General features: G+C 71.6%; 26 protein-coding genes. 13 read left to right on the top strand and 13 right to left on the bottom strand.

Going from position 1 to position 24018, the window contains the following annotated elements; all coding sequences use genetic code 11:
* The first annotated feature begins 46 nt into the window (after window positions 1–46).
* The 4 genes from CF165_RS17915 to CF165_RS17930 are packed head-to-tail and all read left to right on the top strand — an operon-like array spanning window position 47 to window position 3904.
* A complete protein-coding gene (locus CF165_RS17915; RefSeq protein ID WP_093948675.1) occupies window positions 47–967 on the top strand; it encodes an aminoglycoside phosphotransferase family protein in 921 nt (306 codons plus the stop codon).
* Between the two features lie 10 nt (window positions 968–977).
* Window positions 978–2255, top strand: a complete 1278-nt coding sequence (locus tag CF165_RS17920) for a magnesium transporter MgtE N-terminal domain-containing protein (protein ID WP_093948676.1) — start codon at window positions 978–980, stop codon at window positions 2253–2255.
* Window positions 2248–2748: a DUF1003 domain-containing protein gene (locus CF165_RS17925; RefSeq protein ID WP_093948677.1), complete on the top strand. Its 501-nt coding sequence runs from the start codon at window positions 2248–2250 to the stop codon at window positions 2746–2748. The genes CF165_RS17920 and CF165_RS17925 overlap by 8 nt, the downstream gene beginning before the upstream one ends.
* 10 nt (window positions 2749–2758) lie before the next feature.
* The gene (locus CF165_RS17930; RefSeq protein ID WP_167441490.1) at window positions 2759–3904 is read left to right on the top strand and encodes an Mrp/NBP35 family ATP-binding protein; all 1146 of its coding nucleotides are present in this window, start codon (window positions 2759–2761) and stop codon (window positions 3902–3904) included.
* 49 nt (window positions 3905–3953) lie between these two features.
* On the opposite strand, the gene tatB is transcribed toward CF165_RS17930, so the two are convergent.
* From tatB to sigE, 4 genes are all read right to left on the bottom strand, one after another.
* Window positions 3954–4385: a Sec-independent protein translocase protein TatB gene (gene tatB, locus CF165_RS17935; RefSeq protein WP_093948679.1), complete on the bottom strand. Its 432-nt coding sequence runs from the start codon at window positions 4383–4385 to the stop codon at window positions 3954–3956.
* 77 nt (window positions 4386–4462) lie between these two features.
* Entirely contained in the window at window positions 4463–5980 is a 1518-nt protein-coding gene (locus CF165_RS17940; RefSeq protein WP_167441491.1) for a S1C family serine protease, read from the bottom strand.
* Window positions 5981–6177: 197 nt separating this feature from the next.
* Window positions 6178–6831 carry an anti-sigma factor family protein gene (locus tag CF165_RS17945; RefSeq protein ID WP_093948681.1) on the bottom strand — a complete coding sequence of 218 codons (654 nt, stop codon included), beginning with the start codon at window positions 6829–6831 and terminating at the stop codon, window positions 6178–6180.
* Window positions 6828–7445, bottom strand: a complete 618-nt coding sequence (gene sigE / locus CF165_RS17950; RefSeq protein ID WP_093948682.1) for an RNA polymerase sigma factor SigE — start codon at window positions 7443–7445, stop codon at window positions 6828–6830. Before sigE ends, CF165_RS17945 begins: the two co-directional genes overlap by 4 nt.
* Window positions 7446–7635: 190 nt before the next feature.
* Here sigE and CF165_RS17955 point away from each other — a divergent pair, with 190 nt between their 5' ends.
* A complete protein-coding gene (locus CF165_RS17955; RefSeq protein WP_093948683.1) occupies window positions 7636–8280 on the top strand; it encodes an O-methyltransferase in 645 nt (214 codons plus the stop codon).
* A gap of 210 nt (window positions 8281–8490) precedes the next feature.
* On the opposite strand, the gene CF165_RS17960 is transcribed toward CF165_RS17955, so the two are convergent.
* Window positions 8491–9672, bottom strand: coding sequence for an MFS transporter (locus tag CF165_RS17960; protein ID WP_093948684.1), 1182 nt, complete (start codon window positions 9670–9672; stop codon window positions 8491–8493).
* Between the two features lie 50 nt (window positions 9673–9722).
* Between CF165_RS17960 and CF165_RS17965 the strand changes: the two genes are divergently transcribed.
* On the top strand, window positions 9723–10637 hold the full coding sequence (locus CF165_RS17965; protein ID WP_205660893.1) for a LysR family transcriptional regulator: 915 nt from the start codon (window positions 9723–9725) through the stop codon (window positions 10635–10637).
* Between the two features lie 157 nt (window positions 10638–10794).
* Here the strand turns inward: CF165_RS17965 and CF165_RS17970 are convergent, their stop codons facing one another.
* Together CF165_RS17970 and CF165_RS17975 are read right to left on the bottom strand one after the other, a co-directional pair.
* On the bottom strand, window positions 10795–12246 hold the full coding sequence (locus CF165_RS17970) for a leucyl aminopeptidase family protein (protein ID WP_093948686.1): 1452 nt from the start codon (window positions 12244–12246) through the stop codon (window positions 10795–10797).
* Window positions 12247–12336: 90 nt separating this feature from the next.
* Window positions 12337–12504 carry a DUF3117 domain-containing protein gene (locus CF165_RS17975; RefSeq protein ID WP_013222969.1) on the bottom strand — a complete coding sequence of 56 codons (168 nt, stop codon included), beginning with the start codon at window positions 12502–12504 and terminating at the stop codon, window positions 12337–12339.
* Between the two features lie 199 nt (window positions 12505–12703).
* Between CF165_RS17975 and CF165_RS17980 the strand changes: the two genes are divergently transcribed.
* Window positions 12704–13498 carry an enoyl-CoA hydratase-related protein gene (locus tag CF165_RS17980; RefSeq protein ID WP_093948687.1) on the top strand — a complete coding sequence of 265 codons (795 nt, stop codon included), beginning with the start codon at window positions 12704–12706 and terminating at the stop codon, window positions 13496–13498.
* 40 nt (window positions 13499–13538) lie between these two features.
* Here the strand turns inward: CF165_RS17980 and CF165_RS17985 are convergent, their stop codons facing one another.
* From CF165_RS17985 to CF165_RS18005, 5 genes are read right to left on the bottom strand one after another with little or no spacing between them, the layout of a single operon-like run.
* A complete protein-coding gene (locus CF165_RS17985; protein WP_093948688.1) occupies window positions 13539–14102 on the bottom strand; it encodes a DNA-3-methyladenine glycosylase I in 564 nt (187 codons plus the stop codon).
* Window positions 14095–14553 (bottom strand): SRPBCC family protein, encoded by a 459-nt coding sequence (locus CF165_RS17990; protein WP_093948689.1) that lies wholly within the window; start codon window positions 14551–14553, stop codon window positions 14095–14097. Before CF165_RS17990 ends, CF165_RS17985 begins: the two co-directional genes overlap by 8 nt.
* Window positions 14550–14873: a DivIVA domain-containing protein gene (locus CF165_RS17995; protein ID WP_093948690.1), complete on the bottom strand. Its 324-nt coding sequence runs from the start codon at window positions 14871–14873 to the stop codon at window positions 14550–14552. The genes CF165_RS17990 and CF165_RS17995 overlap by 4 nt, the downstream gene beginning before the upstream one ends.
* Window positions 14870–15538, bottom strand: coding sequence for a permease prefix domain 1-containing protein (locus CF165_RS18000; RefSeq protein WP_093948691.1), 669 nt, complete (start codon window positions 15536–15538; stop codon window positions 14870–14872). Before CF165_RS18000 ends, CF165_RS17995 begins: the two co-directional genes overlap by 4 nt.
* Window positions 15535–15852, bottom strand: a complete 318-nt coding sequence (locus CF165_RS18005; protein ID WP_093948692.1) for a helix-turn-helix transcriptional regulator — start codon at window positions 15850–15852, stop codon at window positions 15535–15537. Before CF165_RS18005 ends, CF165_RS18000 begins: the two co-directional genes overlap by 4 nt.
* 60 nt (window positions 15853–15912) lie before the next feature.
* On the opposite strand from CF165_RS18005, the gene CF165_RS18010 reads away from it, so the two are divergent.
* The 4 genes from CF165_RS18010 to cydC all read left to right on the top strand — a co-directional run bounded on the left by CF165_RS18010 (window position 15913) and on the right by cydC (window position 21363).
* Window positions 15913–17073, top strand: coding sequence for a cytochrome ubiquinol oxidase subunit I (locus CF165_RS18010; protein WP_093948693.1), 1161 nt, complete (start codon window positions 15913–15915; stop codon window positions 17071–17073).
* A 3-nt stretch (window positions 17074–17076) separates the two neighbouring features.
* Window positions 17077–18063 carry a cytochrome d ubiquinol oxidase subunit II gene (locus CF165_RS18015; protein WP_093948694.1) on the top strand — a complete coding sequence of 329 codons (987 nt, stop codon included), beginning with the start codon at window positions 17077–17079 and terminating at the stop codon, window positions 18061–18063.
* A gap of 10 nt (window positions 18064–18073) precedes the next feature.
* Window positions 18074–19630, top strand: coding sequence for a thiol reductant ABC exporter subunit CydD (gene cydD / locus CF165_RS18020; protein ID WP_240521652.1), 1557 nt, complete (start codon window positions 18074–18076; stop codon window positions 19628–19630).
* A gap of 140 nt (window positions 19631–19770) precedes the next feature.
* On the top strand, window positions 19771–21363 hold the full coding sequence (gene cydC, locus CF165_RS18025; RefSeq protein WP_093948709.1) for a thiol reductant ABC exporter subunit CydC: 1593 nt from the start codon (window positions 19771–19773) through the stop codon (window positions 21361–21363).
* On the opposite strand, the gene CF165_RS18030 is transcribed toward cydC, so the two are convergent.
* Window positions 21299–22201 carry a glucosyl-3-phosphoglycerate synthase gene (locus CF165_RS18030; RefSeq protein WP_093948695.1) on the bottom strand — a complete coding sequence of 301 codons (903 nt, stop codon included), beginning with the start codon at window positions 22199–22201 and terminating at the stop codon, window positions 21299–21301. The two genes, cydC and CF165_RS18030, sit on opposite strands and share 65 nt — an antisense overlap.
* A 51-nt stretch (window positions 22202–22252) precedes the next feature.
* Between CF165_RS18030 and CF165_RS18035 the strand changes: the two genes are divergently transcribed.
* Both CF165_RS18035 and CF165_RS51215 read left to right on the top strand, forming a co-directional pair.
* Window positions 22253–22927: a lysophospholipid acyltransferase family protein gene (locus CF165_RS18035; RefSeq protein ID WP_093948696.1), complete on the top strand. Its 675-nt coding sequence runs from the start codon at window positions 22253–22255 to the stop codon at window positions 22925–22927.
* A gap of 209 nt (window positions 22928–23136) precedes the next feature.
* Window positions 23137–24018, top strand: an 882-nt coding sequence (locus CF165_RS51215; protein ID WP_205660894.1) for a hypothetical protein, incomplete at its 3' end; no start/stop codon positions are given.

Genomic DNA, 24018 nt, shown 5'->3' on the forward strand with positions numbered 1-24018 from the left:
CGTGCGGACCCCGACGAAACGCACTGGACGCGGCCGCCACGATGGGGTGGTGAACGATCTCCGCGTACCCCCGCTGTTCGCCGCCCGCGCACCACGGGTGCTCGGCGCGGAGGCCGTCCCGTGGCTCGCGGCCCTGCCGGACCTCGCCGCGGGCTACGCCCGGAGGTGGGGCCTGACGTTCGAGGGCGAGGCGATGCACGGCTACGTCGGCGTCGTGCAGCCCGCGCGCCGGGCCGACGGCACACCGGTGGTGCTGAAACTGGGCTGGCGCAACTGCCGCAACAAAGAGTCCGCCGACGAGCCGCTCGCACTGTCCACATGGGCCGGTCGCGGTGCGGTGCTGCTGCTGGAGTCCGCGCCGGACGACGGCGTCCTGCTGCTCGAACGGCTCGACGCCGGGCGCACCCTGGACGACCTCCCGCTGCGCTCGGCGATCCCGCTCATCGGTTCGCTGGCGCGGCGCCTCGCCGTTCCCGCGCCGTCGTCGATGCGGCGACGGCTGCGCGACGAAGCGGCGCGGTTGACCGATGAACTCCCTCTCCGCTGGGCGGCGCTCGGCGGGCCGTTCGACCGGCGGCTCGTCGACGACGCCGTGGCGATCTGCCGCGAACTGGGACCGTCGGCGGGTGAACTGCTCGTGAACGAGGACCTGCACTTCCAGAACGTCCTGGGCGGCACGCGCGAGCCGTGGCTGGTGATCGACCCGAAGCCGCTGTCCGGCGACCTCGAGTGGGGCGTCATCCCGTTGTTCTGGAACCGTTTCACCGAGTCCACACTGGACGATCGGTTCGCGCTGATCGTCGCGTCGCAGGAGCTGGACGCCGCGAAGGCGCGGGCCTGGACTCTCGTGCGGGCGGTGCAGAACTGGATCTGGATGCTCGAGGAGTACACGGCGTCCGGCGAAGACAGCGACGACCCGGCCTACGTCACAGTGCCGGAAATCGCTGTCTGGGCGGCCAGCCGATAGTGTCAGCGGCATGGCCGGGGTCAACAGGGTTTTCGCAGCTCAGCTGTCCGGGTTGCCGGTATTCGGCCCGGACGGCGAGTCGATCGGCCGCGTCCGCGACCTGGTCGCCGGTCTGCGCCTCGACGCGCAGCCGCCGCGGATCCTCGGCCTGGTCGTCGAGCTGAGCACGCGGCGGCGCGTCTTCGTCCCGATGCTGCGGGTCACCTCGATCGAACCCACCGCCGTGACGCTCGCGACCGGCTCGGTCAACATGCGCCAGTTCAACCAGCGGCCCAACGAGGTCCTGGTGCTCGGCCAGCTGCTCGACGCGCACGCCACGCTCGCCGGGTCGGACACGCGGATCACCGTCGTCGACGCCGGGATGGAGCCGACCCGCACCCGCGACTGGGTCCTGGCCAAGCTCGCCATCCGCGAACGGCGCGTGGGCCTGGGCCGCCGCCGCTCGGCGATGCAGGTGCTGCCGTGGTCGGAGGTGGCCGGGCTGGGGCTCACCGACCTCACCGGCCAGCCCCAGGGCGCCGGGCAGCTGCTGATGCTGTTCGACACCATGCGCGCGGCCGACATCGCCGCCACGGTGCGCGACCTGCCGCTGAAGCGGCGGCACGAGGTCGCCGACGCGATGGACGACGAGCGCCTCGCCGACGTCATCGAAGAGCTGCCGGACGACGACCAGAAGGAGCTGCTGGCCTACCTGGCCGAGGAGCGCGCGGCCGACGTCCTGGAGGCGATGAACCCCGACGACGCGGCCGACCTGCTGGCCGAGCTGGCGCCGGCCGACCAGAGCAGGCTGCTGGAGCTGATGGAGCCGGAGGAGTCCGCGCCGGTCAGGCGGCTGCTGGAGTACTCGTCGGACACCGCGGGCGGCCTGATGACGCCGGAGCCGGTGGTGCTGACCCCGGACACGACGATCGCCGAGGCGCTGGCCCACATCCGCAACGCCGAGCTGCCACCGGCGCTGGCCAGCATGGTGTTCGTCTGCCGGCCGCCGACTGCGACGCCGACGGGGCGCTACGTCGGCGTCGTCCACTTCCAGCGGCTGCTGCGGGAGCCGCCGGCGGAGCTGGTGGCCAGCGCCGTGGACACCGGGCTCCCGCCGCTGAAACCGGGGGCCTCGCTGGCCGAGGTCACGCGGTACTTCGCGGCCTACAACCTGACCTGCGGGCCGGTCATCGACGCCGAGGACCACCTGATCGGCGCGGTGACCGTCGACGACGTCCTCGACCACCTGCTGCCCGAGGACTGGCGGGAGACCGGGCTGCACGACACCTTGGAGGAAGACCGTGCCTGAGCTGACTTCGGGACGGCGGCTCGACCAGCCCCGCGGCCAGAACCGGTTCAGGCTGAACATCGACCCCGACACCTTCGGACGGCTGTCCGAGCGGCTGGCGCGGTTCCTCGGCACCGGGAAGTACCTGTTCTGGCAGACGATGCTCGTGGTCGTCTGGGTCGTGCTGAACATCACGGCGGTGTCGCTGCAGTGGGACCCGTACCCGTTCATCCTGCTCAACCTGGCGTTTTCGACGCAGGCGGCGTACGCGGCACCGCTGATCCTGCTCGCGCAGAACCGCCAGGACGACCGCGACCGCGTCTCCCTGGACGAGGACCGCAACCGCGCGGCGCAGACGAAGGCCGACACCGAGTACCTGGCCCGGGAGCTGGCGGCGCTGCGGCTGGCGGTCGGCGAGGTGGCGACGCGCGACTACCTGCGCAGCGAGCTGGACCGGCTCCGCGAGGACCTGTCCATCCAGCCCAGGAAGTCCCGCACTCCTACCGGCTCGTAACATGGACGGGGTGACCAGCACCCAGCAGCTCCCCAGCGTCGACGACGTCCGCAGCGCGCTGAAGAGCGTGCAAGACCCCGAGATCCGGAAACCCATCACGGACCTGGGGATGGTCAAGGACGTGGTCGTCGGTGACGACGGGGTGGTCACGGTCGGGATCTACCTGACGGTGGCGGGCTGCCCACTGAAGGCGACGCTGACCAACGACACGAAGGCCGCCGTCTCGAAGCTCCCAGGCGTTTCGGAGGTCCGCGTCGAGCTGGACGTGATGAGCGACGAGCAGCGCACGGAGCTGCGGAAGTCCCTGCGCGGCGACGCGGCGGAGCCGGTGATCCCGTTCGCGCAGCCGGGCTCGATGACGCGGGTGTACTGCGTGGCGTCGGGCAAGGGCGGCGTGGGCAAGTCGTCGGTGACGGTCAACCTGGCGGCGGCGATGGCCGCGCGCGGCCTCTCGGTGGGTGTCGTGGACGCGGACATCTACGGCCACTCGATCCCCCGCATGCTGGGCGCGCGCGAGAAGCCGACCAAGGTCGACACGATGATCATGCCGCCGCAGGCGCACGGCGTGAAGGTGATCTCGATCGGCATGTTCACCCCGGGCAACACGCCGGTGGTGTGGCGCGGGCCGATGCTGCACCGGGCGTTGCAGCAGTTCCTGGCGGACGTGTTCTGGGGCGACCTGGACATCCTCCTGCTGGACCTCCCGCCGGGCACGGGCGACATCGCGATCTCGGTGGCCCAGCTGATCCCGAACGCGGAGATCCTGGTGGTGACAACCCCCCAGCAGGCGGCGGCCGAGGTCGCGGAACGCGCGGGCGCGATCGCGCTGCAGACGCGTCAGCGAGTGGCCGGCGTCATCGAGAACATGTCGTGGCTGGAGACACCGTCCGGCGAGCGCATGGAGATCTTCGGCTCCGGCGGCGGCGAGGCGGTGGCCGCGTCCCTGACGAAGTCGATCGGATCCGAGGTGCCCCTGCTCGGCCAGGTGCCGCTGGACCCCCGCGTCGTGTCCCAGGGCGACGCGGGCACGCCGATCGTGCTGTCCGACCCGGAGGCACCGGCGTCGGTGGTCTTGCTGGAAGCGGCGAAGAAGCTTTCGGTCCGGGCGCGCGGGCTGGCCGGGATGATGCTGAACGTGACCCCCGCGGGCCGCTGAGCAGCCTGCCTCCGCCTTCCGCAGCCCTACCCGCCCTGGGCAGATCGGACTACGTGGCGTCCGGGTCGACTGGCGGGCGCTCACCCGGCTTGAGCGGCTCCGGCTGGGACGGCGTCTGGCCGGCCAGGTAGCCGTTCGAGCCGTTGGTCCCATTCGTCCCGCCCGTCGGCGTGCTGCCGCCGTTCGTGATGCCCTTCAGGCCGAGCGGGTCGGCGTCGCCGTCGAAGAGGTGCTGCGTCACGACCCGTTTCGGGTCGAAGTTGCGCAGCCCGCGCAGGTCTTCCAGCGGCTTGCGCAGCTGGTCGAACTCCGGGCCCATCTCCTCCCGGAGCTGCTCCTTCGCACCGGTCGCGAAGTCGCGGACCTTCTTCACGCTCTTCGCGAGCCAGGACGCTGCCTCCGGCAGCCGTTCCGGGCCGAGGATGAAGAGACCGGCGATGATGAGGACGAGGATTTCCCCCCATCCGACACTGTCGAACACCCGTCTACCTCCGCTCGGAACCTACCCGCCCAGGGTACCCGTCACCCGCCGCGCTCCGGCAGGCCGAACACGGGAACTCAGTCGGAAGCCAGGGTTACGTCGACGACGAAGCTCGCGCCGTCGCGGGCCAGCTGCACCGGGACCACCTCGCCGACGTTGTGCGCGCGCACCGCGACCGTCAGTTCGGCGGAGTCGCGGACGAGCCGGTTGCCGATCTTCGTGATCACGTCGCCCTCCTTGATGCCCGCGTTCGCGGCCGGGCCGCCGGGCGCGACGTTCTTCACCTGCGCGCCCATCGTGGCCGAGCCGGCGACCGTCGAGGAGGCGTTGATGCCGATGTCGGCGTGCTGGACCTTGCCGTCCTTGATCAGCGCCTTCGCGATCTTGATCGCGTAGTCGCTCGGGATGGCGAAGCCGATGCCGATGCTGCCGCCGTCCGCGCCGGCCGAGCGGATCGACGAGTTGATGCCGACCAGGGCGCCGGTGGAGTCGACGAGCGCGCCGCCCGAGTTGCCGTGGTTGATGGCGGCGTCGGTCTGGATGGCCTCGTAGGTGACCGGCGGGGCGCCGTTGTCGCCGCCCGCGGTGATCGGCCGGTTCAGCGCGCTGACGATCCCCGCGGTGACCGAGTTCTGCAACGCAAGCGGCGAGCCGATCGCCATCACGGTGTCGCCGACCTGCAGGTCCGAGGACTTGCCGATCTGCAGGACGGTCGGGTTGGTGACGTTGACCTTCACGACGGCGAGGTCGGTCTTCTGGTCGGCACCGACCAGCTTGGCCTCGGTGCGGGTGCCGTCGATGAAGACGGCCGTGACCTTGACACCCGGGTCCGCGGCGGCGGAAGCGATGACGTGCTCGTTGGTGAGGATGTAGCCCTGCGGGTCGATCATCACGCCGGAGCCCTGCTCACCGGAGTCGGCGCCGGGCTTGAACACCTCGAGCGAGACGACGGCGGGGGCGACGCGCTTGGCGATCTCGGCGACCGAGCCGGCCGGGCGTTCCTTGCCCGCCTCGGCTTCGGAGATCGTGGCGGAACCGGTGAGCTCGCTGCCGGTGTCGGCGACCCACCAGCCGACGAGCCCGCCGACGGCGCCGACGAGCAGCGCGACGACACCGAGCAGGACGAGCGCCTTCGGCTGCACGCGGCGGCCGAACAGCACCTCGGGCAGGCTGAGCAGCGCCCCGGGCGGCCGTTTGGCGGGTTTCTCCTCGTCCTCGGCGGGCATCGCGGGCCCGGCGAGCACGGCGGCGGCCCCCGGATCACGCCAGGGATCACTGGTGCCGGTCCACAGCGGCGGTTCGGCGTCCGGCGCGTCACCGGTGGCTTCCCGCGGCCGTTCGAGAAGAACGCCTTCGGCCCCGGGCGGCCGCCGGAAGGCCTCGGCGAGCGACTCGGGCGCGGGCGGCGCGAGGTTGACGCCGTTGGCTTTCTGCGGGGTGTAGAGCTTGTTGAACGCCCCATCGACCCCGTGCGGCCTGCCGAACACGGCGGCCTGCGCCGGATCGACAGCGGGCCGCGCGAGCGGCCGCGGACCCAGCCGGTCGGCTTCGCGCGCGCCGGGCTGCTCGGGATTCTCGTTCGGCTCGGTCATCATTCCCCGGTGCAGAAGATCAGGTGGCTGGGCGTGACGATACCCAAGCCCAGTGCTCCGAGTCTGCCGGTCCGCCAGTGAAATGGCTGTTTCTTGGCGGGGCCGGCAGCAGCGCCCGGCACGAGAGCCGCTAGGCGCATGACGAAGGCCGCCGCGAGGATTTCCTCACAGCGGCCTTCAAAGACCCGTGAAAACCAGGCTCAGCGAATCCCGGCCGGAACCGCGACCGGCGTGGTGCTCGGCGCGAGGGAAGTCGGCGCCTGCTGCTGGGGTACCGCCATCTGGGCCGGGAGCAGGTTCGCCGGCTGGGGCGCTCCGCCGCCCGTTTCCGGGACGCCGTCTCCGCCGTCCGCGGACGTGCCCACCAGCGCCAGCGCGCTCAGCACCAGCCCGGACACCACCACACCCGCTCCCTGCGCCGCACGGCGCTTGAAGCGGCCGCCGCCGAGGACGTTCGGGGACTGGCCCAGCGGCGCCGACGATCCCAGCGGCGCGACGCCGCCCAGGACGCCCGCGTCGCGCAGGCCCGCGACGCGGTCGGGGCGCTGGACCGCGACCAGCTGGCCGTCGGCCGTGATCGCCAGGTTGTCGGGGGTGCTCGGCAGGTCCGTGTGCTGCGGGATGGACTGCAGGCTCGCCAGGAAGCCCGCCGACATCGACGGCGCCGACGCGCGGCGGATCGCCTCGACCGTCTGACGCTGCGCGCGCACTTCGGCCGCGCACGCCGCGCAGCGGGTGATGTGCGACGCCGCTCGGTCACGGGCGCCGTGCGACAGCTCGCCGTCGACGAACGCCACCACGACGTCCGGCAACAGGTGCGACTCGGGGAGTGCCCAGCCTCGCGGTGCGGTCATACCGTCACCTTCGCAGATTCCGGTGTGTAAGCGCGCCGGCGCTCCAGCGAAGCGCGCAGCGCCTGGCGGCCGCGGTGGATCCGGCTGCGGACGGTGCCCAGCTTGACACCCAGCGTCGCGCCGATCTCCTCGTAGGACAGCCCTTCGACGTCACACAGCACGACGGCGGCGCGGAACTCCGGCGGCAGCTCGTCGAGCGCCGCCTGCAGGTCCGGGTCCAGGTGGGTGTCCGAGTAGACCTGCTCGGGGCTCGGGTCGTCGCCCACGATGCGGTCGGTGTCCTCGGGCAGGCCTTCCATCCGCACGCGCGAGCGGCGGCGGGCCATGTCCAGGAACAGGTTGGTGGTGATCCGGTGCAGCCAGCCCTCGAACGTGCCGGGCTTGTACGACGCCAGCGAGCGGAAGACCCGGATGAAGGTCTCCTGCGTCAGGTCCTCGGCGTCGTGCGCGTTGCCGGTCAGGCGGTAGGCGAGCCGGTAGACCCGGTCACCGTGTTCGCGGACAACCTCGTCCCAGGACGGCGGCGTCCAAGCCGCCTCGTCCAAGGTCACGGGCTGAACCGCGACAGCGTCATCGGCAACGGCGTTCTGCATCGCGGGAGCAGGCACCTCCATCTGCGTATCTCCTGTCTGCTCCACCCAACGCGGGCCCTCGGTACGGTGTTCCCGTGTGTTCGGATTTCAGTCTGTCCGGGTTCCTTATGGTTCTAGTGAGACTGGACTGAGAGCAGGCTGAGAACTTCTTCCCGGGTGCTTACCAGGGAGCCTGCGCGGATTTATCGACAACCAACGCTAACCTCCGTGCGTGAACACGCCCACCCCTGCGGCCGCACCGGCCGATTCCGGGTTCGTCGACGGGTACCTGCCCGACGACGAGGTGCTGTCTTCGGCGCGGGCACGGGCCGAAGACCTGGGCTGCGTCCCGCTCAGCGCGGGTGCGGGCGCGACGCTGCGCTTCCTGGCCGCGACACTGCGAGCGAAGGCGGTCGTCGAGGTCGGCACCGGCGCCGGGGTGAGCGGGCTGAGCCTGCTGCGCGGGATGGCGCCCGACGGCGTGCTGACGTCGATCGACGTCGAACCGGAGTACCAGAGGGCCGCGCGCGCGACGTTCCGCGAAGCCGGGTTCGCGCCGGGCCGCACCCGGCTGATCATCGGCCGGGCGCTCGACGTGCTGCAGCGGCTCACGCCGGGCGGCTACGACCTGGTGTTCGTCGACTCCGCGCACATCGAGTACCCCGGCTGCTACGAGCTGGGCGTGTCGCTGCTGCGGCGCGGCGGGATCATCGCGTTCCACAACGTGCTGGTCGGCGGCCGGGTGATCGACCCGTCCCACCGCGACCCCGAGACCCTCGCCCTCCGCGAGGTGGCCCGCGCGTTCCGCGAGGACGAACGCCTGGTCCCGGCCCTCCTGCCGGTCGGTGGCGGCCTGCTGGTCGCGGCCGCAATCTGAGTTGTCACAGGCTCGCCTTGACCGATACGCTCGCAGCTCGGTACCCACTACCCCGAAGCCGGATTGTGACTACGGACGGCAGCGCCGCGTCAAGACGGGAAAGCGTGCCTTGACCCGGCACTACCGTCCGTGTTCTGGGTTTGTGGGAGGGGTCTGGGTGGGGCGCAGGTCATGCCTCAGCGTTCCGATGACTCCATGCGGTCGGGGGGCTCAGCCCGCGTTCACCAACTCGGCCCGCCCCACGCGCACCCGCGTCCCGGTGCCGACCACCGCCACGGCCAGCAGCAGCCACGCCGCGACCACGGCGATCAGCCACGGCCAGCCCGCGTGGCCGTACACCCACGCTCCGGCCGCGCCGCCGACACTGCTGCCGAGGTAGTACGACGCCGTGTACGTACCGCCGACCTGGCCGCGCGCGTCCTCCGGGGCCTCCGCCGCCGCCCAGCCGTTCGCCACCGCGTGCGCCGCGAAGAATGCGCACGTCAGGAGCAGGAAACCGGCGATCACCAGCGGCAACGAGTCGGGCAGCGTCAGCGCCGCGCCGGCCGCCGTCAGCAGCAGTGAGCCGATCAGTGCCCGGCGGCGGCCGACCCGCGCCACCAGGCGTCCGGCCGCGGCCGACGACACCGAACCGGTCGCGTAGGCGAGGAACACCAGCGACGCGACCGCCGGGGACAGGTGCAGCGGATCGCCGGTCAGCCGGAAGCCCGCGGCGTTGTAGAGGGCCACAAACGAACCCATCGCGAGCAGCGCGACGGCGTACTGGGCCAGCAGCACCGGGCGGCGCAGCGCCGTGACCAGGCCGGTCGCGACGGCCCTGAGCCGGACGTTCCCGCGGCTGGTGCCGGGCGGCAGCGTCACGACGGTGATCGCCGAGCACACCGCGCCCACCCCCGCGACGACGTACAGCGCGCCGCGCCAGCCGAGCGGTCCGGCGGTGAACCCGCTGGCCAGCCTGCCGAGCATGCCGCCGACCGTGTTGCCCGCGATCATCGCGCCGACCGCCGCGGCGACGCCCGCGCGGCCCAGCCGTTCGGCCAGGTAGGCGGCCGCGACCCCGGGAAATCCCGCGATGGCGATGCCCTGGAATGCCCGCATGACGAGCAGCGCGGGGTACGTCGGCATCAGCGGCACCAGCAGCCCGAACACGACCGACGCGACGACGGACGTCAAGATCACCGGCCGGCGGCCGACGACCTCGGACAGCGCGGCGATCGGCAGGACGGCGATGGCGAGCGCGCCGGTCGCGACGCTGATCGCGAGCGCCGCGCCACCGGGGTCGAGGTGGTACTGCGCGGCGAGCTGCGGCAGGACCGGCTGCGGGGCGTAGAGCAGGGCGAAGGAGGAGATCCCCGCTGCGGCGACAGCGGTCTTGACTCGGCGCGTGGTCACGCCTTGAAAGTAAGGAATGCTAATCAATACGTCTAATGCGCTCGTTTGGAATGATTGATGCGGTGACGTATGATTCGCTGTCGGCGCAGGTCGCGCCGCACCTGCCGTTGCTCGCCGCGCTGCGGGAGACGAGGAACGTCACACGCGCGGCGGAGCTGCTGGGCGTGCCGCAGCCGACGGTGAGCCGCCGTCTCGCCGCGCTGGCCGACGCGCTGGGAGCACCCCTCACCGTCCCCGATGGCCGCGGCATCCGGCTCACGCGCGCGGCGGAACTCCTGGCGGAGGCGGCTACCCGCGGACTGGCAGCGGTCGAGAACGGCGTCCGGCTGGCGCGCGAGGAGGTGTCGCCGGAGTCGGGGCACGTCGTGCTCGGGTTCCTGCACCTGCTGGGGCGGTCGCTGGTGCCTTCGCTGCTGCGCGGCCACCGGGCGCGGTACCCGGGCGTGCGGTTCACGCTGGTCCAGGGCTCACGGCAGGACATGGTCGACCGGCTGGCCGGCGGCGAGCTGGACCTGGCGCTGGTGGCGCCGCTGCCGGTTGTCCCCTCGTTGACCTCGGCGGGCCTGGTGGACGAGGAGATCCTGCTCTCGGTCCCGGCGGGCCACCGCCTGGCGGGACGGCACTCGGTGCGGGTGGCGGAACTGGCGGACGAGGAGTTCGTGCTGCTCGAGCAGGGCTACGGGGTGAGAACGCTGACGGACGAGCTCTGCGCGGCGGCGGGCTTCACGCCGAAGATCGCCTTCGAGGGCCAGGAGTCGGACACGGTGCGCGGCCTGGTGGCGGCGGGGCTGGGGGTGGCGCTGCTGCCGCGGTTCGGGCCGGGGACACCGGCGGGGGTGGCGGAGGTGCCGCTTTCACCACGGCCGTTCCGGACGATCGGGCTGGTGTGGCGGGCCGAGGAGCCGATGACGCCGGCGGTGACCGGCTTCCGCGACCACGTCCTGACGACGGCGGCCAGGAGCTGAAGACACCCCCACCCTCCCTGGGGGGCGTCCCCACGTCCAGTCTATCGGCGCCCACCGACAAACCCGCCCACGAGCAGCTGGTTGTCCACAGCCCAGCCACCTTGTGGATTCCGGCGAAACCCCAGCTCAGAAGCAACTCGCCAGCCCAGCGGACGACTCAGCCCAGCGAGGCCGCCAGCTCCACCAGGGTCCTCGCCGCGAAGCCCGTCGCGCCCGGCACGACCTCGTCGTAGTTCTTCTCCGAACGGGCCGGGCCCGCGATGTCCAGGTGCGCCCAGGGCAGGCCGGCCGTGAACTCGCGCAGGAACAGCGCCGCCGTGATGCCGCCCGGGCCCGGCGGGGTCTGGCGGACGTCGCCGAACTCGCCGCGGACGTTGTCCGCGTAGTCCTCCACCAGCGGCATCCGCCACCACGCCTCGCCCACCCGCGCACCCGCCGCGGACACCAGGGCGGCCAACGAGTCGTCGGACGCGAACAGGCCGCCCGTGCGCAGGCCCAGCGAGACCTTCATCGCGCCCGTCAACGTCGCCGCGTCGACCACGTAGTCCGGGGAGAACCGCTCGATGCCGTACGCCAGCGCGTCGGCCAGGACCATGCGGCCCTCCGCGTCCGTGTTCGCCACCTCGGTCGTCTTGCCGCCGTAGTGGCGGACGATGTCGCCCGGCCGGTACGACGATCCCGAGACGTGGTTCTCCGCCGCCGGGACCAACGCCGTCACGCGGACCGGCAGCTCCAAAGCGGCGATCGCGCGGGTCGCCGCGATCACCGCCGCGCCGCCCGCCATGTCCGTGCGCATCAGGTGCATTCCGTCGGCCGGCTTGATCGACAGGCCGCCCGTGTCGAACGTGATGCCCTTGCCCACCAGCAGCAAATGCCGGGAAGCCCCCTGCGGCCGGTAAGCCAGCTCGATCAGCCGCGGCGGCCGGGCCGAACCGCCGCCCACCGCCAGGACGCCGCCGAAGCCCTGTGCCGCCAGCCATTTCTCGTCCCGGACCGTCGCTTCGACACGCGGGCCGGCCACCCGGGAGGCCGTGTCCGCCAGCCACGCCGGGGTTTTCACGTTGGACGGGGTGTTCGCTAGGTCGCGGGTCAGCGCCGTCGCCGCGGCCAGCGCCGAAGCACGGGCGGCCAGGGAAGCCGCTGCCGCGTTCTCGGTCACCAGCCGGACCGTGCGCACCGACGGCTTCGGGTCCTCGCCGGACACCTTGTACCGGTAGCCGCCGAGCAGCAGGCCCAGCACCAGCTCGGTGACGTGCTCGCCGTCGGCCTCCTCGGGCAGCGCGAGCTGCACCGCGCGGAACGCCTTGCCGCCGTGGTCGACGTCCTCCGCCAAGGCCGCGTTCACCGCGCGGACCAGCGCCGCGCCGGTCTTGCGGTACTCCTTCGGCTCGCCGCCGCCGAGCCCCGCGACCCAGCGGGGGCCGTCGCCGGGCACCGTCTGGACGTCGCCCGCCTTGCCGCTGATCCGGACGCCCTCGATCTCCAGGGGCTCGACGTCATCGTTGTCAGGAGCCGCCACCAGCCGGGCCGCCGGGACGCCGCGGCGGGGTTCCGCCACGACCTCGATGTCGAGCAGAGTAGTCGGAACGGGCGGTAGCGGATTACGCACAGTGAGCAACCTTCGGGCGCAGAGGAACCGCGACCCCGGCCTCCGAACGGAGACCGGGGTGCGACGGAAGGACGGTTCGAGGGGGCCTGCTCAGCCGGTGACCTCCGCCAGCGCGGCGCCGAGGTCCTTCGCTTCTTCCGCGGAGAGTTCGACGACGAGTCGCCCACCACCCTCGAGCGGTACGCGCATCACGAGGCCCCGCCCCTCCTTAGTCACTTCGAGGGGACCATCTCCGGTCCGGGGCTTCATGGCCGCCATAGCGTGCTCCCTCCGTCTCAACCGGCGCGCCCGGGTCGCGCTCGCGTGAAAGCCAGCCGGGTCTGGTGTCCATTGTCCCTCATCAGCGGCCGGGCGCATCAGCGGAGGGGATCTTTTGCCGCCGTATCGGTGCTGGTATGCGGCCCGCGCGAGGTGAAAGACTCTCGGCCGACCGAAGTTTTCCGCGCAAGGAGAAGACGTGACCACATCCGACGTCCTGTTGATCGCCGACGCCGACGGGGTACGCACCCTCACCCTCAACCGGCCCCAGGCGTACAACTCGCTGACCGTCGAGCTGAAGGAAGCACTGCTCGCGGCGTTGCGCGAGGCGGCGGACGACAAGGGAGTCCGCGCGGTCGTGCTGACCGGTTCCGGCAAGGCGTTCTGCGCCGGCCAGGATTTGAAGGAGCACGTGGGACTGCTGCAAGCGGGTGACCCCGCTCCGCTACACACGGTGAAGGAACACTACAACCCGATCGTCAAGACGATCGTGGAAATGCCGAAGCCGGTCGTCGCGGCGGTCAACGGCACCGCCGCCGGCGCTGGGGCCGCCTTCGCCTACGCCAGTGACCTGCGGATCGCCGCCGAGTCGTCGTCGTTCCTGATGGCGTTCGCCAACGTCGGGCTCGGCCCGGACTCCGGCGCGTCGTGGACGCTGCAGCGGCTGGTCGGCTACGGCCGCGCCGCCGAGCTGATGCTGCTGGCCCGCACCGTCGACTCGGCCGAGGCGCTGCGGCTCGGGCTGGTCGGCGAGGTCGTGCCGGACGAGGAGCTGCCGGCGCGCGCCCAGCAGATCGCGGCGAAGCTCGCGGCCGGGCCGACCGTGGCCTACGCGAAGATCAAGGGCGTGCTCAACCTGGCCGCCCAGTCGACGTTCGACGAGGCACTGGCCGCCGAGGACGCCGCCCAGACCGCGCTCGGCGCGACCGCCGACCACACCGAGGCCGTCGAGGCCTTCGTCGGCAAGCGCAAGCCCGCCTTCCAGGGCAAGTGAGCTCGTGAGTGAGAAACAGTGTTAGAACACTGTTTCTCACTCACGACGCCCGGAAGCAGCCCTGGACGTGGTCGTCGACCATGCCGGTGGCCTGCATCAGCGCGTAGCACGTCGTCGGGCCGAGGAAGACGAAGCCGCGCTTCTTCAGTTCCTTGGCCATCGCCTTGGACTCGTCCGTGATGGCCGGGACGTCCGCCATCGTCTTCGGACGCCGGGGGGAAGCCGGCGCGAACGACCACAGCAGCTCGTCCAGCGGCTCGTCCAAGACGGCGATCGCCTGCGCGTTCCTGATCGCGGCCAGGATCTTCGCCCGGTTCCGCACGATCGACGCGTCCTGCATCAGCCGCTCGACGTCGGCGTCGCCGAACTTCGCCACCTTCGCCGGCTTGAACTGCTTGAACGCCTTCCGGAACGCCTCCCGCTTGCGCAGGATCGTGATCCACGACAGGCCCGACTGGAACGACTCGAGGCACAGCCGCTCGTACAGCTCGTCCTGGCCGTGGAGCGGCACGCCCCACTCCGTGTCGTGGTACTCGATGTAGTCCGGGGCCGAATTGCCCCAGCTGCACCGCGGGACGCCGTCGGTGCCGATCAGTTCACTCATTCCCGCCCACCGAATAGTTCTCCGCGAACCGCGCGAACCGCCGCAGCGACTGGCGCACCCCCAGCGCGAACACCGGCCGCGCGACCGGCCAGCCGAGCCTGCCCAGCGGCCCGAACGGCAGCCGCAGGTGCTCGGCCCAGACGAACGTCGAGCGCGTCGCGCCCTTCGGCACCACCTGGAACACGCCGGTGCCCTGGACGACGCTGCCGAGGTGCCGCACCGCGCACCGGACCGGCGGCTCCCAGCTGGTGATCTCCATGGTGTCGGTGAAGCCGATGCCGGCCACCCCGGTGAACGCCGCCAGCCGCGACCCGACGCTGCGGCCGTTGCCCTCGACGACCTCGACCCGGGTGCCGAGCATCCACTCGCCCTGGCGCGTCCAGTCGGTCAGCGCGAGCCAGGTCGTCCCGGCCGGCGCGCGGACGTCGACCGAGAGCACCAGGTCCGTCACGGGGCACCCTCGGCCGGGCTCTTCCGCTCGTGCTCACGCTGCTCCAGCTCGGCGACGCGGGCGCGCAGCTCGTCGATCTCGACGCCGAGCCGCCGCACCACCCAGTCCACTTCGGACATCTTGTAGCCGCGCAGGACAAGCTGGAAGCGCACGTCCTGCAGGTCTTCGCCGGTGATGTCCTCGGCGGGCAGCCGTGTCGGCGAACTGCCGGGGGGCAGCGGGGCGAGCTCCTCACCCCGGCCGAACACCACCGCGGCGAGCAGGAACACCACGGCCGCCACCAGCAGCATGACTACGAGGTAGATCAGCGCGGTCGTCACGCGACGATCGTGGCATACCCACCCCAGGAACGTCTCGCGAGCACGACGAGCCGGAGGGAAAGCAGCACCCAGGCGATCATCAGCAGCGCGCACGGGACGCTGAGGAACAGCCTCGAGACGTCGACGAACCCGGTCGCGGAGATCAGCAGTCCGACCGAGGCGAGGTTGACGCCGACCGCGAGCGCGATGAGGATCCCGCAGAACCGGGCGAGCCCGGCGCCGTCCAGCCGCCGGCTCAGCCAGCGGATGCCGAAGAGCGCGAGCACGCCGATCACCGGCACGACGAACACCGCGCCGTGAGCGGCGTGCGTGACGATCTTGTACCACTCCGGGGTCGGCGTCGAGAGCTTCGTCCACTCGCCGAAGGTGAGGATCCGCGCGTAGTCCCACGCGATCTGCATCGCCGGGACGCCCAGTACCAGCTTCCACAGCGTGCGGACGCCGCTGAGCATGCCCAGCTCGGCCTGGTAGTCACGGGCGACGACGGCCGCCGGGCCGAAGTCGGCGACGGCGCGGCGCTCGGCCTCCTCGTCGGTCCAGCCGCCGGCGCGGTAGGCGTCGGCGGCGTCGTGCAGGCCGTCGCGGGCCTCGGCCAGCAGGTCGGCCTTGAAGCGGCCGCAGCCGTGCAGCCGCCGGTCGAGGTCCCCCAGGTACGCGTCGATCATGCTTCCAGTACTCCCCCGATGACCGCGGTGAACTCCCGCCATTCCGTGCGTTCGGTGGCCAGCGCCTGCTGGCCGGTGCGGGTGAGGCGGTAGGTGCGCCGCTTGCGGCCGGACACGACGTCCCACTCGCTGGCGAGCCAGCCGGCCCGCTCGAGCCGGCGAAGCGCCGGGTAGACGGTGCCGGTCGGCAGGTCGAGCGCGCCGTCGCTGCGCAGCTGGAGGGCCTCGATGATCGCGTAGCCGTGCAGTTTCCGGCCATCGAGCACGGCCAGCAGCAGCGCGTCGAGGTGCCCGCGCAAGGTGTCCGCCTTCATGAGTACGCAGTCTACACGTCGACTGCCTACATGTAGCCAAGCTACGTGTAGCCTGCCTACATGAACGCACTTCCGATCGCGAGACTCCAGTTCGCGACGACGACCTCGTTCCACTTCCTGTTCGTGCTGCTCACCCTGGGCCTGGTCACGCTGGTGGCCGTGATGCAGACGCGCTGGACCGTCGGCGGCAAGCCGGAACTGCTGCGGATGACGCGCTTCTGGGGCCGCCTCTACGTGATCAACTACGCGCTGGGGATCGTCACCGGAATCGTGATGGAGTTCCAGTTCGGGCTCACCTGGACCGGGCTGTCCGCCTTCGCCGGCGACGTCTTCGGCGCGCCGCTGGCCATCGAGACACTGGTCGCGTTCTTCCTGGAGTCGACCTTCCTCGGCCTGTGGATCTTCGGCTTCGGGCGGATGAACAAGTGGCTGCACCTGACGCTGATCTGGCTGGTCACGCTGACCGCGTACGCGTCGGCGCTGTTCATCATGCTGGCGAACTCGTTCCTGCAGAACCCGGTCGGCAGCCACGTCGAAAACGGCACGCTGCACCTCGACGACTTCGGTGCGTTGTTCGCCAACCCGGCGCTGGTCGCGTCCCTGCCGCACGTGGTCGGCGCGGCGATCGTGACCGGCGGGTTCTTCGTCGTCGGCGTCAGCGCCTGGCACTTCCTCAAGCGCACCACCGAGATCGAGTTCTTCCGGCGGTCGATGCGCGTCGGCGTGGTGGCGGCGCTGGTCGGCTCGATCTTCGTCGTCAACCAGGGCTTCGCACAGTTCGGCGAGCTGAAGATGTACCAGCCGGACAAGCTCGGCATGGGCGCGGTCGGCGCGCCGCTGGGCGCCATGATCGGGCTCGGGTTCCTCATGTTCCTCTGCGCGATCCTCGGCACGGTGCTGCTGATCCGGAACTGGGTGACGCGGGCCCGGCTCCTGCACTACCTGATGGTCGCGGCGATCCCGCTGCCGTTCGTGGCCGCGATCCTCGGCTGGCTGGTGCGCGAGCTCGGCCGCCAGCCGTGGCTGGTCTGGGGGAAGCTGCGCACCGCCGACGCGATCGCGGACGTCCCGGCCGGCCAGATCCTGTTCTCCTTCATCGCTTTCTCACTGCTGTTCGCCGCGCTCGCCGTGGCCGACTGGGTGCTCATGGCGCGCGTCGCCAAGCGCGGCCCGGACCCGGTCGAAGCGCCCGCCGAACTGCCCGTCCTGAGCGGAGTCTGACCGATGGTGACCTTCTGGTGGTGCGTGCTGGGCTTCCTGACCTGCGGGTACTTCGCGCTGGCGGGGTACGACTACGGCGTCGGCATGCTCCTGCCCGGTTTCGAGGCCGGCGAGCGGCGGCGACGGCAGACGCTCGGCGCGCTCGGGCCGTTCTTCCTCGCCAACGAGGTGTGGCTGGTGGCCGCGGTCGGCCTGCTGTTCGGCGCGTTCCCGCACCTGGAGGGCAAGGTGTTCGCCGGGGCGTACGTCCTGGTCGTGACGCTGCTGCTCGGCCTGGTCACGTTCACGGCGTCGATGCAGCTGCGCAGCCGCCGCCCGGACGCCCGGCGCGGCGCGTGGACGGCGGGCATCGTCGGCGGTGCGCTGGTGACGGCGCTGTCCTGGGGCCTGTTCCTCGGCAACCTCGTCGCCGGGCTGCCGTTGTCCCCCGACGGCTCGCCTTCGGGAGACGTACTCGCGCTGTTCTCGCCGTATGCGGTGCTGTGGGGCCTCGGGTTCGTCGCCCTGTTCTGCCTCCAGGGCGCGGCGTTCCTCGCCGTGCGCGCGCCGGCGGAGCTGACCGGTCGCGCGGCACGGCTGGCTCGCGCCTTCTCGGCGCCGGTCTTCGCCTTCCTCGTCGTCGCCACGGGGTGGGGCTTCTTCGCCGTCCACGGCGTCACTGCGCTCGGCGCCGGCGTGGTCGTGCTGGCCTTCGCGGCATTCGCCGTCGCCTACCTGGGTCTGGCGGCCCGGCGGTACCGGGTGGCGCTCGTCGGGTCGATGGCGCTTTCGGCCTGCCCGGCTCTGCTCGTGGGCACGCTGCGGTTCCCCATCGTGCTGGCTTCTTCGGAGTACGCCTTGACTCTCGAGCAGGCAGCGACGGCGCCGGAGACGTTCGCGGTGCTGGCCTGGTTCGGGCCACCGGCCGTGCTGGTGCTGCTGGTGGTGCAGTGGCTGACCTGGCGCGCGCATCGCCGTCCCGTCGACCAGCACTCGCTGCTGCACTTCTAGGGGGGACGTCGTGCCCGCACTGCCCGGACTCCGGCGCTACCTCTTCTTGTTGAGCCTGCTCGGCGTGTTCACCGCCTCGGCGGTGCTCCTCCAGGCCGAAGGCCTCGCCACGCTGCTGACCGGCGGCGGGGTTTCGGTCTTCCTGATCGCGGCGATCGCTTCTCGGGTGCTGCTTTCGTGGGGCCACGGCGTCCTCAGTGGACGGTTCGCCGCTACGGTGCGAGCCGGGTTGCGGCGACGTCTGCTCGAGTCCTCTTCGGATCGTGCCGGTGTCGTCGCGACCCAGGTGACGCGCGGGGTCGACGCGACCGACAGCTACCTGACCGGGTACCTGCCGTCGCTCGTCGTGTCGGTGGTCGTGCCGGTCGCGGTGATCGCGCGGCTGTTCACCACGGACCTGACGTCGGCGCTGGTCGTCGTGGCCACCTTGCCGCTGATCCCGGTGTTCGCGATCCTCGTCGGCCGGCACACCCGGGCGTCCGTCCAGTGGCGGCTGCTGACGAAACTGGGCGGCCACTTCCTCGACGTCGTGCGCGGCCTCGGCACGCTGAAGGTGTTCGGGCGGGCTCGGGCCCAGGCGCGTACGGTCCGTTCCCTCGCCGATGCCCACGCCGACGCGACGGTGAAGACGTTGCGGGTGGCTTTCCTTTCGGCGCTGGTGCTGGAACTGGTGGCGACGCTGTCGGTGGCGCTGGTGGCGGTGCCGATCGGGTTCCGGTTGCTGGCCGGGGGCATGGACGCGCGGACGGCGCTGGTGGTCCTGCTGCTGACGCCCGAGGCTTACCTGCCACTGCGGGCGGCGGGCGCGAAGTTCCACGCCGCGGAAGAGGGGCTGACGGCGTTGCGGGAGGCGCTCGCGGTTCCGGTGGCCACTTCGCGTTCGGGTACTTCCGTTCGCCGCCGGGGTGCGCCTTCGCTGGTCTTGGAACGGGTTTCGGTTTCCTACGACGGCGCTCCGGCTTTGTCCGAAGTGGACCTTTTCGTGCCCGCCGGTTCGAGTGTCGCGCTGGTGGGGCCGAGCGGGTCGGGGAAGAGCACGTTGCTGTCGGTGCTGCTCGGATTCGTGACGCCCACTTCGGGCCGGGTACTGGTGGACGGGGTCGACCTGCGTTCGTTGTCGGCGTCCGGCTGGCTGGCCGACGTGGCCTGGGTCCCGCAGCGGCCGACGTTGTTCCGGGGGTCGCTGGCTTCGAACATCGCTCTCGGCGTCCCGTCGGCGGACATTCCCTCGGCGGCCCGGGCGGCGGCCCTGGATTCGGTGGCGGCGGGCTTGCCGCTGGGGTTCGACACTCAGGTGGGCGAGCTGGGTTCGGCCCTGTCGGCGGGTCAGCGGCAGCGGGTGGGGGTGGCCCGCGCGTTGGCGCGGTCCTCGGCGGGACTGGTGCTGCTCGACGAACCGACGGCCCGGCTGGACTCCCACACGGAAGCGGCGGTGCTCACGGCGACCCGCCGGCTGCTGCCGGGCCGGACGGCCGTGCTCGTCGCCCACCGGCCGGCGATGCTTTCCCTGGCCGAGCGCGTGGTGGAGCTGCGCGGAGGCCGGGTTCGTAGCGAGGTGGCGGCGTGATGTCAATTCGCTGTCCACAGGGCAGGGACTCACCGTCCGCTGGGCGGCAGTTGTCCACAGATCGGCGAACGGCCCGTTTTTCCTGGCTGGGGCCGATAGACTGGGTTCGGGGACGCCCCCCGGGGAGGGTGGGGGCCGCTCTGGAGCTGTGGGCGGTGTCCACAAAGGACGTCCGACGACTTCTCCGCGCCGCGCTTCTGGGTGCCGGGGCCGAACTCGCCGCTCTCGCTCTCATGGCCACCGCCGCCTGGCTGCTGCTCCGGGCCGCCGAACGGCCTCCGCTCGCCGCGCTGACCCTTGCCATCGTCGCCGTCCGGACTCTCGCCCTGCTTCGCGGCGGTCTGCGGTATGCCGAGCGGCTCGCCGGGCACGAAGTCGTCCTGCGGTGGCTCGGTGCCCTGCGTGGCCGGGTCTACCAGGCCCTCCTGCCCGGGTCGCGGTACTCCGGCGGGGACCTCGTCACCCGGCTCGTGTCCGATGTGGACGCTCTGCAGGACGCCGTGCTGCGGTGGCTGCTGCCCGCGGGGGTCGCCGCCATCGTCGGGCTCGTCGGCGTCGGTGTCACCGCCGTCACGTCCGTTCCGGCCGCGCTGGCTCTCGCGGCCGGGCTGGCCGTCGCGGGCGGGATTCTGCCGTGGCTGGTCATCCGCGCCACGAGGGAAGCCGCCCGGGAGAACGCTCCCAACCGTGCCGAGCTGGCCGAACGCGCCGTCGAACTCGTCACCGGGCACCGCGAACTGGTCGCCGCGGGTGTCCTCGAAGAGAACCGTGCTCAGGCAGCCGGGGTCGTCGAGGACCTTGCCCGTGGCGAACGCACCTCCTCCGCCAAGACGGCCCTGCTCACCGCCGCCGGGGTGCTCGTCCAGCTGCTCACGACCCTCGCCGTCGGGCTGCTCGCCCACGCCTCGGTGCCCTGGACCGCCGCGCTGACCCTGGCCGCCATGACGACGTTCGAGGTCGTCCTCCCGCTGATCGGCGCCGCCCGGCGCGTGCCCGAGATCCGCGCGTCGGCCGCCCGGGTGCGAGCCGTGCTCAGCGAACCGGCCATCCCGACGGGAACCCGCACCACGGCGGAAGGCCATTTCCGGCTCGAGAAGGCCGGCGTCCGCCACCCCGGCCGGGCCCCGGCGCTCAAGAAAATCGACCTCGACCTTCCCCCCGGCAAGCGCGTCGGCGTCCTCGGCCCCAGCGGCGCCGGCAAGACGACCCTCCTCCGCCTCCTGCTCGGCAGCGAAACCCCCACGGAAGGCAGCGTCACCCTCGACGGCCACCCGCTCGGCGAGTACGCCGACCTTTCCCGCGTCATCTCGGGCGCCGAGGCCGACGCCCACGTCTTCCACACGACCGTCCGCGAGAACCTCCTGCTCGCGAAGCCCGGCGCGAGCGACGAAGAGCTGAAGGAAGCCTGCGAAACCGCCGGGTTCGACCTGGACCTCGACCGCGACACCGGCCCGGACGGCGAAGCCCTGTCCGGCGGTCAGCGGCAGCGGCTGATCCTCGCCCGGGCCGTCCTCGCTTCACCCAAGGTTCTCGTGCTCGACGAACCCGTCGAAGGCCTCGACACCGCCCACGGCGACGCCGTCCTGGCCCGGGTCCTCGCTAAAGCGAAAGGCAGCGTGGTCCTCGTCACCCACCGCCCCGAGCACCTCGACGGCTTCGACGAGGTCCTCACTCTCGAGGACGGGCTAGTACGTCCCGCATCGGCGGCCGGTCGGCGACCCGGACGTCCGTGACGTCCGGCAGCCACTCCTCGTCGACCTGCACGAACTGCGTGAACGGCGCGTCGGCGGCCGGGACTCCGCAGCGGTCCAGTGCCGTGCCGAGAATCTGCCGGGACATCACGCCCAGCTGCCGCAGTGACCGGTTCCGGTGCTTGCGGACCCCGAGGTTGACCTGCGCGAGCCCGTCGAGGCCGTACCGCGCTTCGGCGTCGAGCAGGAGCCCGATCTCGACGCCATAGCCGGCGGCGAACGGCACCGACTCGAGGAACTCGCGTGTGCCCGCGTACTCGCCGCCGAGGGGCTGGATCAGCCCGCCGAGCGCGGGGCGCAGCGCCGAAAGCACCGGCCGCGCGAGCAGCTCGGTGACGCGCCCGCCGCCGCTGCTCTCCAGCCGCAGGGGGCGGCGGTAGAAGCCCTTGACCAGGTGGACGCCGCTTTCGGAGACCAGCGGCCCGAGCAGCGACGGCACGAACGCCGGGTCCGGGTCGACCAGGTCCGAATCGAGGAACACGACGAAGTCGCCGCTGGTCGCGGCCAGGGAACGCCACAGCACCTCGCCCTTGCCGGGCACCGGCGGCAGGTCCGGCAGGACGTCCTCGCGGCGGACCACCCGCGCGCCGGCCGCCTCGGCCGTTTCCACCGTGGCGTCGGTGGAACCCGAATCCATGACCACCAGCTCGTCGACGACCCCGCCGACCAGCGGCCGCACCGACGCGACGACGTCACCGACGGTCCGCTCTTCGTCCAGCGCCGGCAGCACGACCGAAACCGTCCGGTCACCCTTCGCGGCCAGGATGTCCTCGGGCGTCCACCCGGGTTCCTGCCACGTACGCCGCTCGAACCAACTCACGAGTAACGATCGTGCCATGCTGGTGGCTCCGCCACCGAGGAGGAGGACCCGTTGATCGCGCTGCTTGTCCGGTTCGTACTGGGACCGCTGGTCAGGGCGGTGTACCGGCCCGAGGTGCATGGCGTGGAAAACGTGCCCGCGACGGGCCCGGTGCTCCTGGCCGCCAACCACCGCGCGGCGCTCGACACCGGCGTGATCACGTTCGCGACGCCGCGGCAGGTCAAGTTCCTCGGCAAGGCGGAGTACTTCGTCGGCAAGAGCCTCAAGGGCAAGCTGCTCGCCGGGTTCCTCGGCGGCCTCGGGTACGTCCCGGTCGAGCGCGGCAACGCCCAGGCCGGGCTCGCCGCGCTGGAAGCGGCCCGCAAGGTCCTCGACGCGGGCGGTGTCTTCGCGATCTACCCCGAGGGCACCCGCTCGCTGGACGGCCGGCTGCACCGCGGCCACACCGGCGTCGCGGCGCTGGCCCTGGCGACCGGCGCGAAGGTGGTCCCGGTGGCGTTGTCCGGCACCGAAAAGCTCCAGCCGGAGGGCGCCCGCGTCCCGCGCCTCGCGAAGATCGGCATCACGTTCGGCAAGCCCCTCGACTTCTCCCGCTACGAGGGCCAGGACTACGCGCCGGCGATCCGCCGGTCGGTCACCGACGAAGTGATGTACGCGATCCTGGAGCTCTCCGGCCAGGAGTACGTCGACACCTACCACAAGCGCCCGAGCGAAGACGCCGTCTGAGGCGTCGCCGGGAGCAGCGGTCTCAAAACCGTCTCAAAGAGACACAAAAGCGCTGGCCGGCGGCCTGAGGGCGCCGTCGGCCGGGTCTGTGACGCGGATCGCGCGGCGGGAAATCCCCCTGATCGGGCGCTGACCTGCGGTTTGAACTTTTTCGAATGAGCCGGACCCAACCTTGGGGAGCACCAGGAACCCCGACGAAAGGCCTGGCCATGAAACTCCCCGAAACCACGTCCCCCGCGAAGACCACCTCGCCCGGCCGGCGGAAGGTCGTGCTCGCCGCCGCGATGGCCGCTCTCTCGCTCGGCGGGGTCGTGAACGTCGTCAGCGCGCCCGCCGCGGTCGCCGCGGTGTCCACGGCCCTGGCGGCCGCCGGCTCGGTGGCCGACGCGCCGATCTCCCGCAGCGAGGTCATGACCCGGTCCCAGTCGTGGATCGACGAGCAAGTGCCCTACAGCCAGTCCGGAACGCATGACAACCAGTACGGCTCCTACCGGCCGGACTGCTCCGGGTACGTGTCCATGGCTTGGCACCTCGGGTTCGCCCGCTACACGGGCAACCTGCCCGATGTGATGCACAACATCGCGAGATCCGAGCTGAAACCCGGGGACGCCCTGTTCCGCCGCGACGCCAGTGTGCAGCACGTCGCGTTGTTCGTGCGCTGGAACGACGCGGCCCACACCAGCCCCGTCGTCCGCGAGGAATACGACTTCGGCCACGTCGCGGTCGAGCGTGCGTGGTCCGTCGCCTACGCGAACACCTTCGCTTCCATGCGTTACAACAACATCGTCGACGACGGCCCGACGCCGCCGAAGTACGCGACGGTCACCCGCTACGGCTTCAGCAACGGCGCGGGCGTCATCCTCGCCAAGGACGAGCGTGACGGCTCCTGGGCCACGCTCAACCCCGACGGCCGCGCGACCCAGTGGGTCTTCGACGGCGACCGGATCGGCGCCATCCTCGACGGCAACTTCCTGCTCAAGAACGGCCTCTACGACAGCTGGCACCTGATGGCCGACGGACACGACGTCAAGCAGATCGCCCTGAACAACGGCCGGATCGCCTTCAGCAACGGCGCCGGGATCATCTTCGTC

Origin of the sequence: Amycolatopsis vastitatis, assembly GCF_002234595.1 — a bacterium.
In the GTDB taxonomy this organism is placed as follows: domain Bacteria; phylum Actinomycetota; class Actinomycetes; order Mycobacteriales; family Pseudonocardiaceae; genus Amycolatopsis; species Amycolatopsis vastitatis.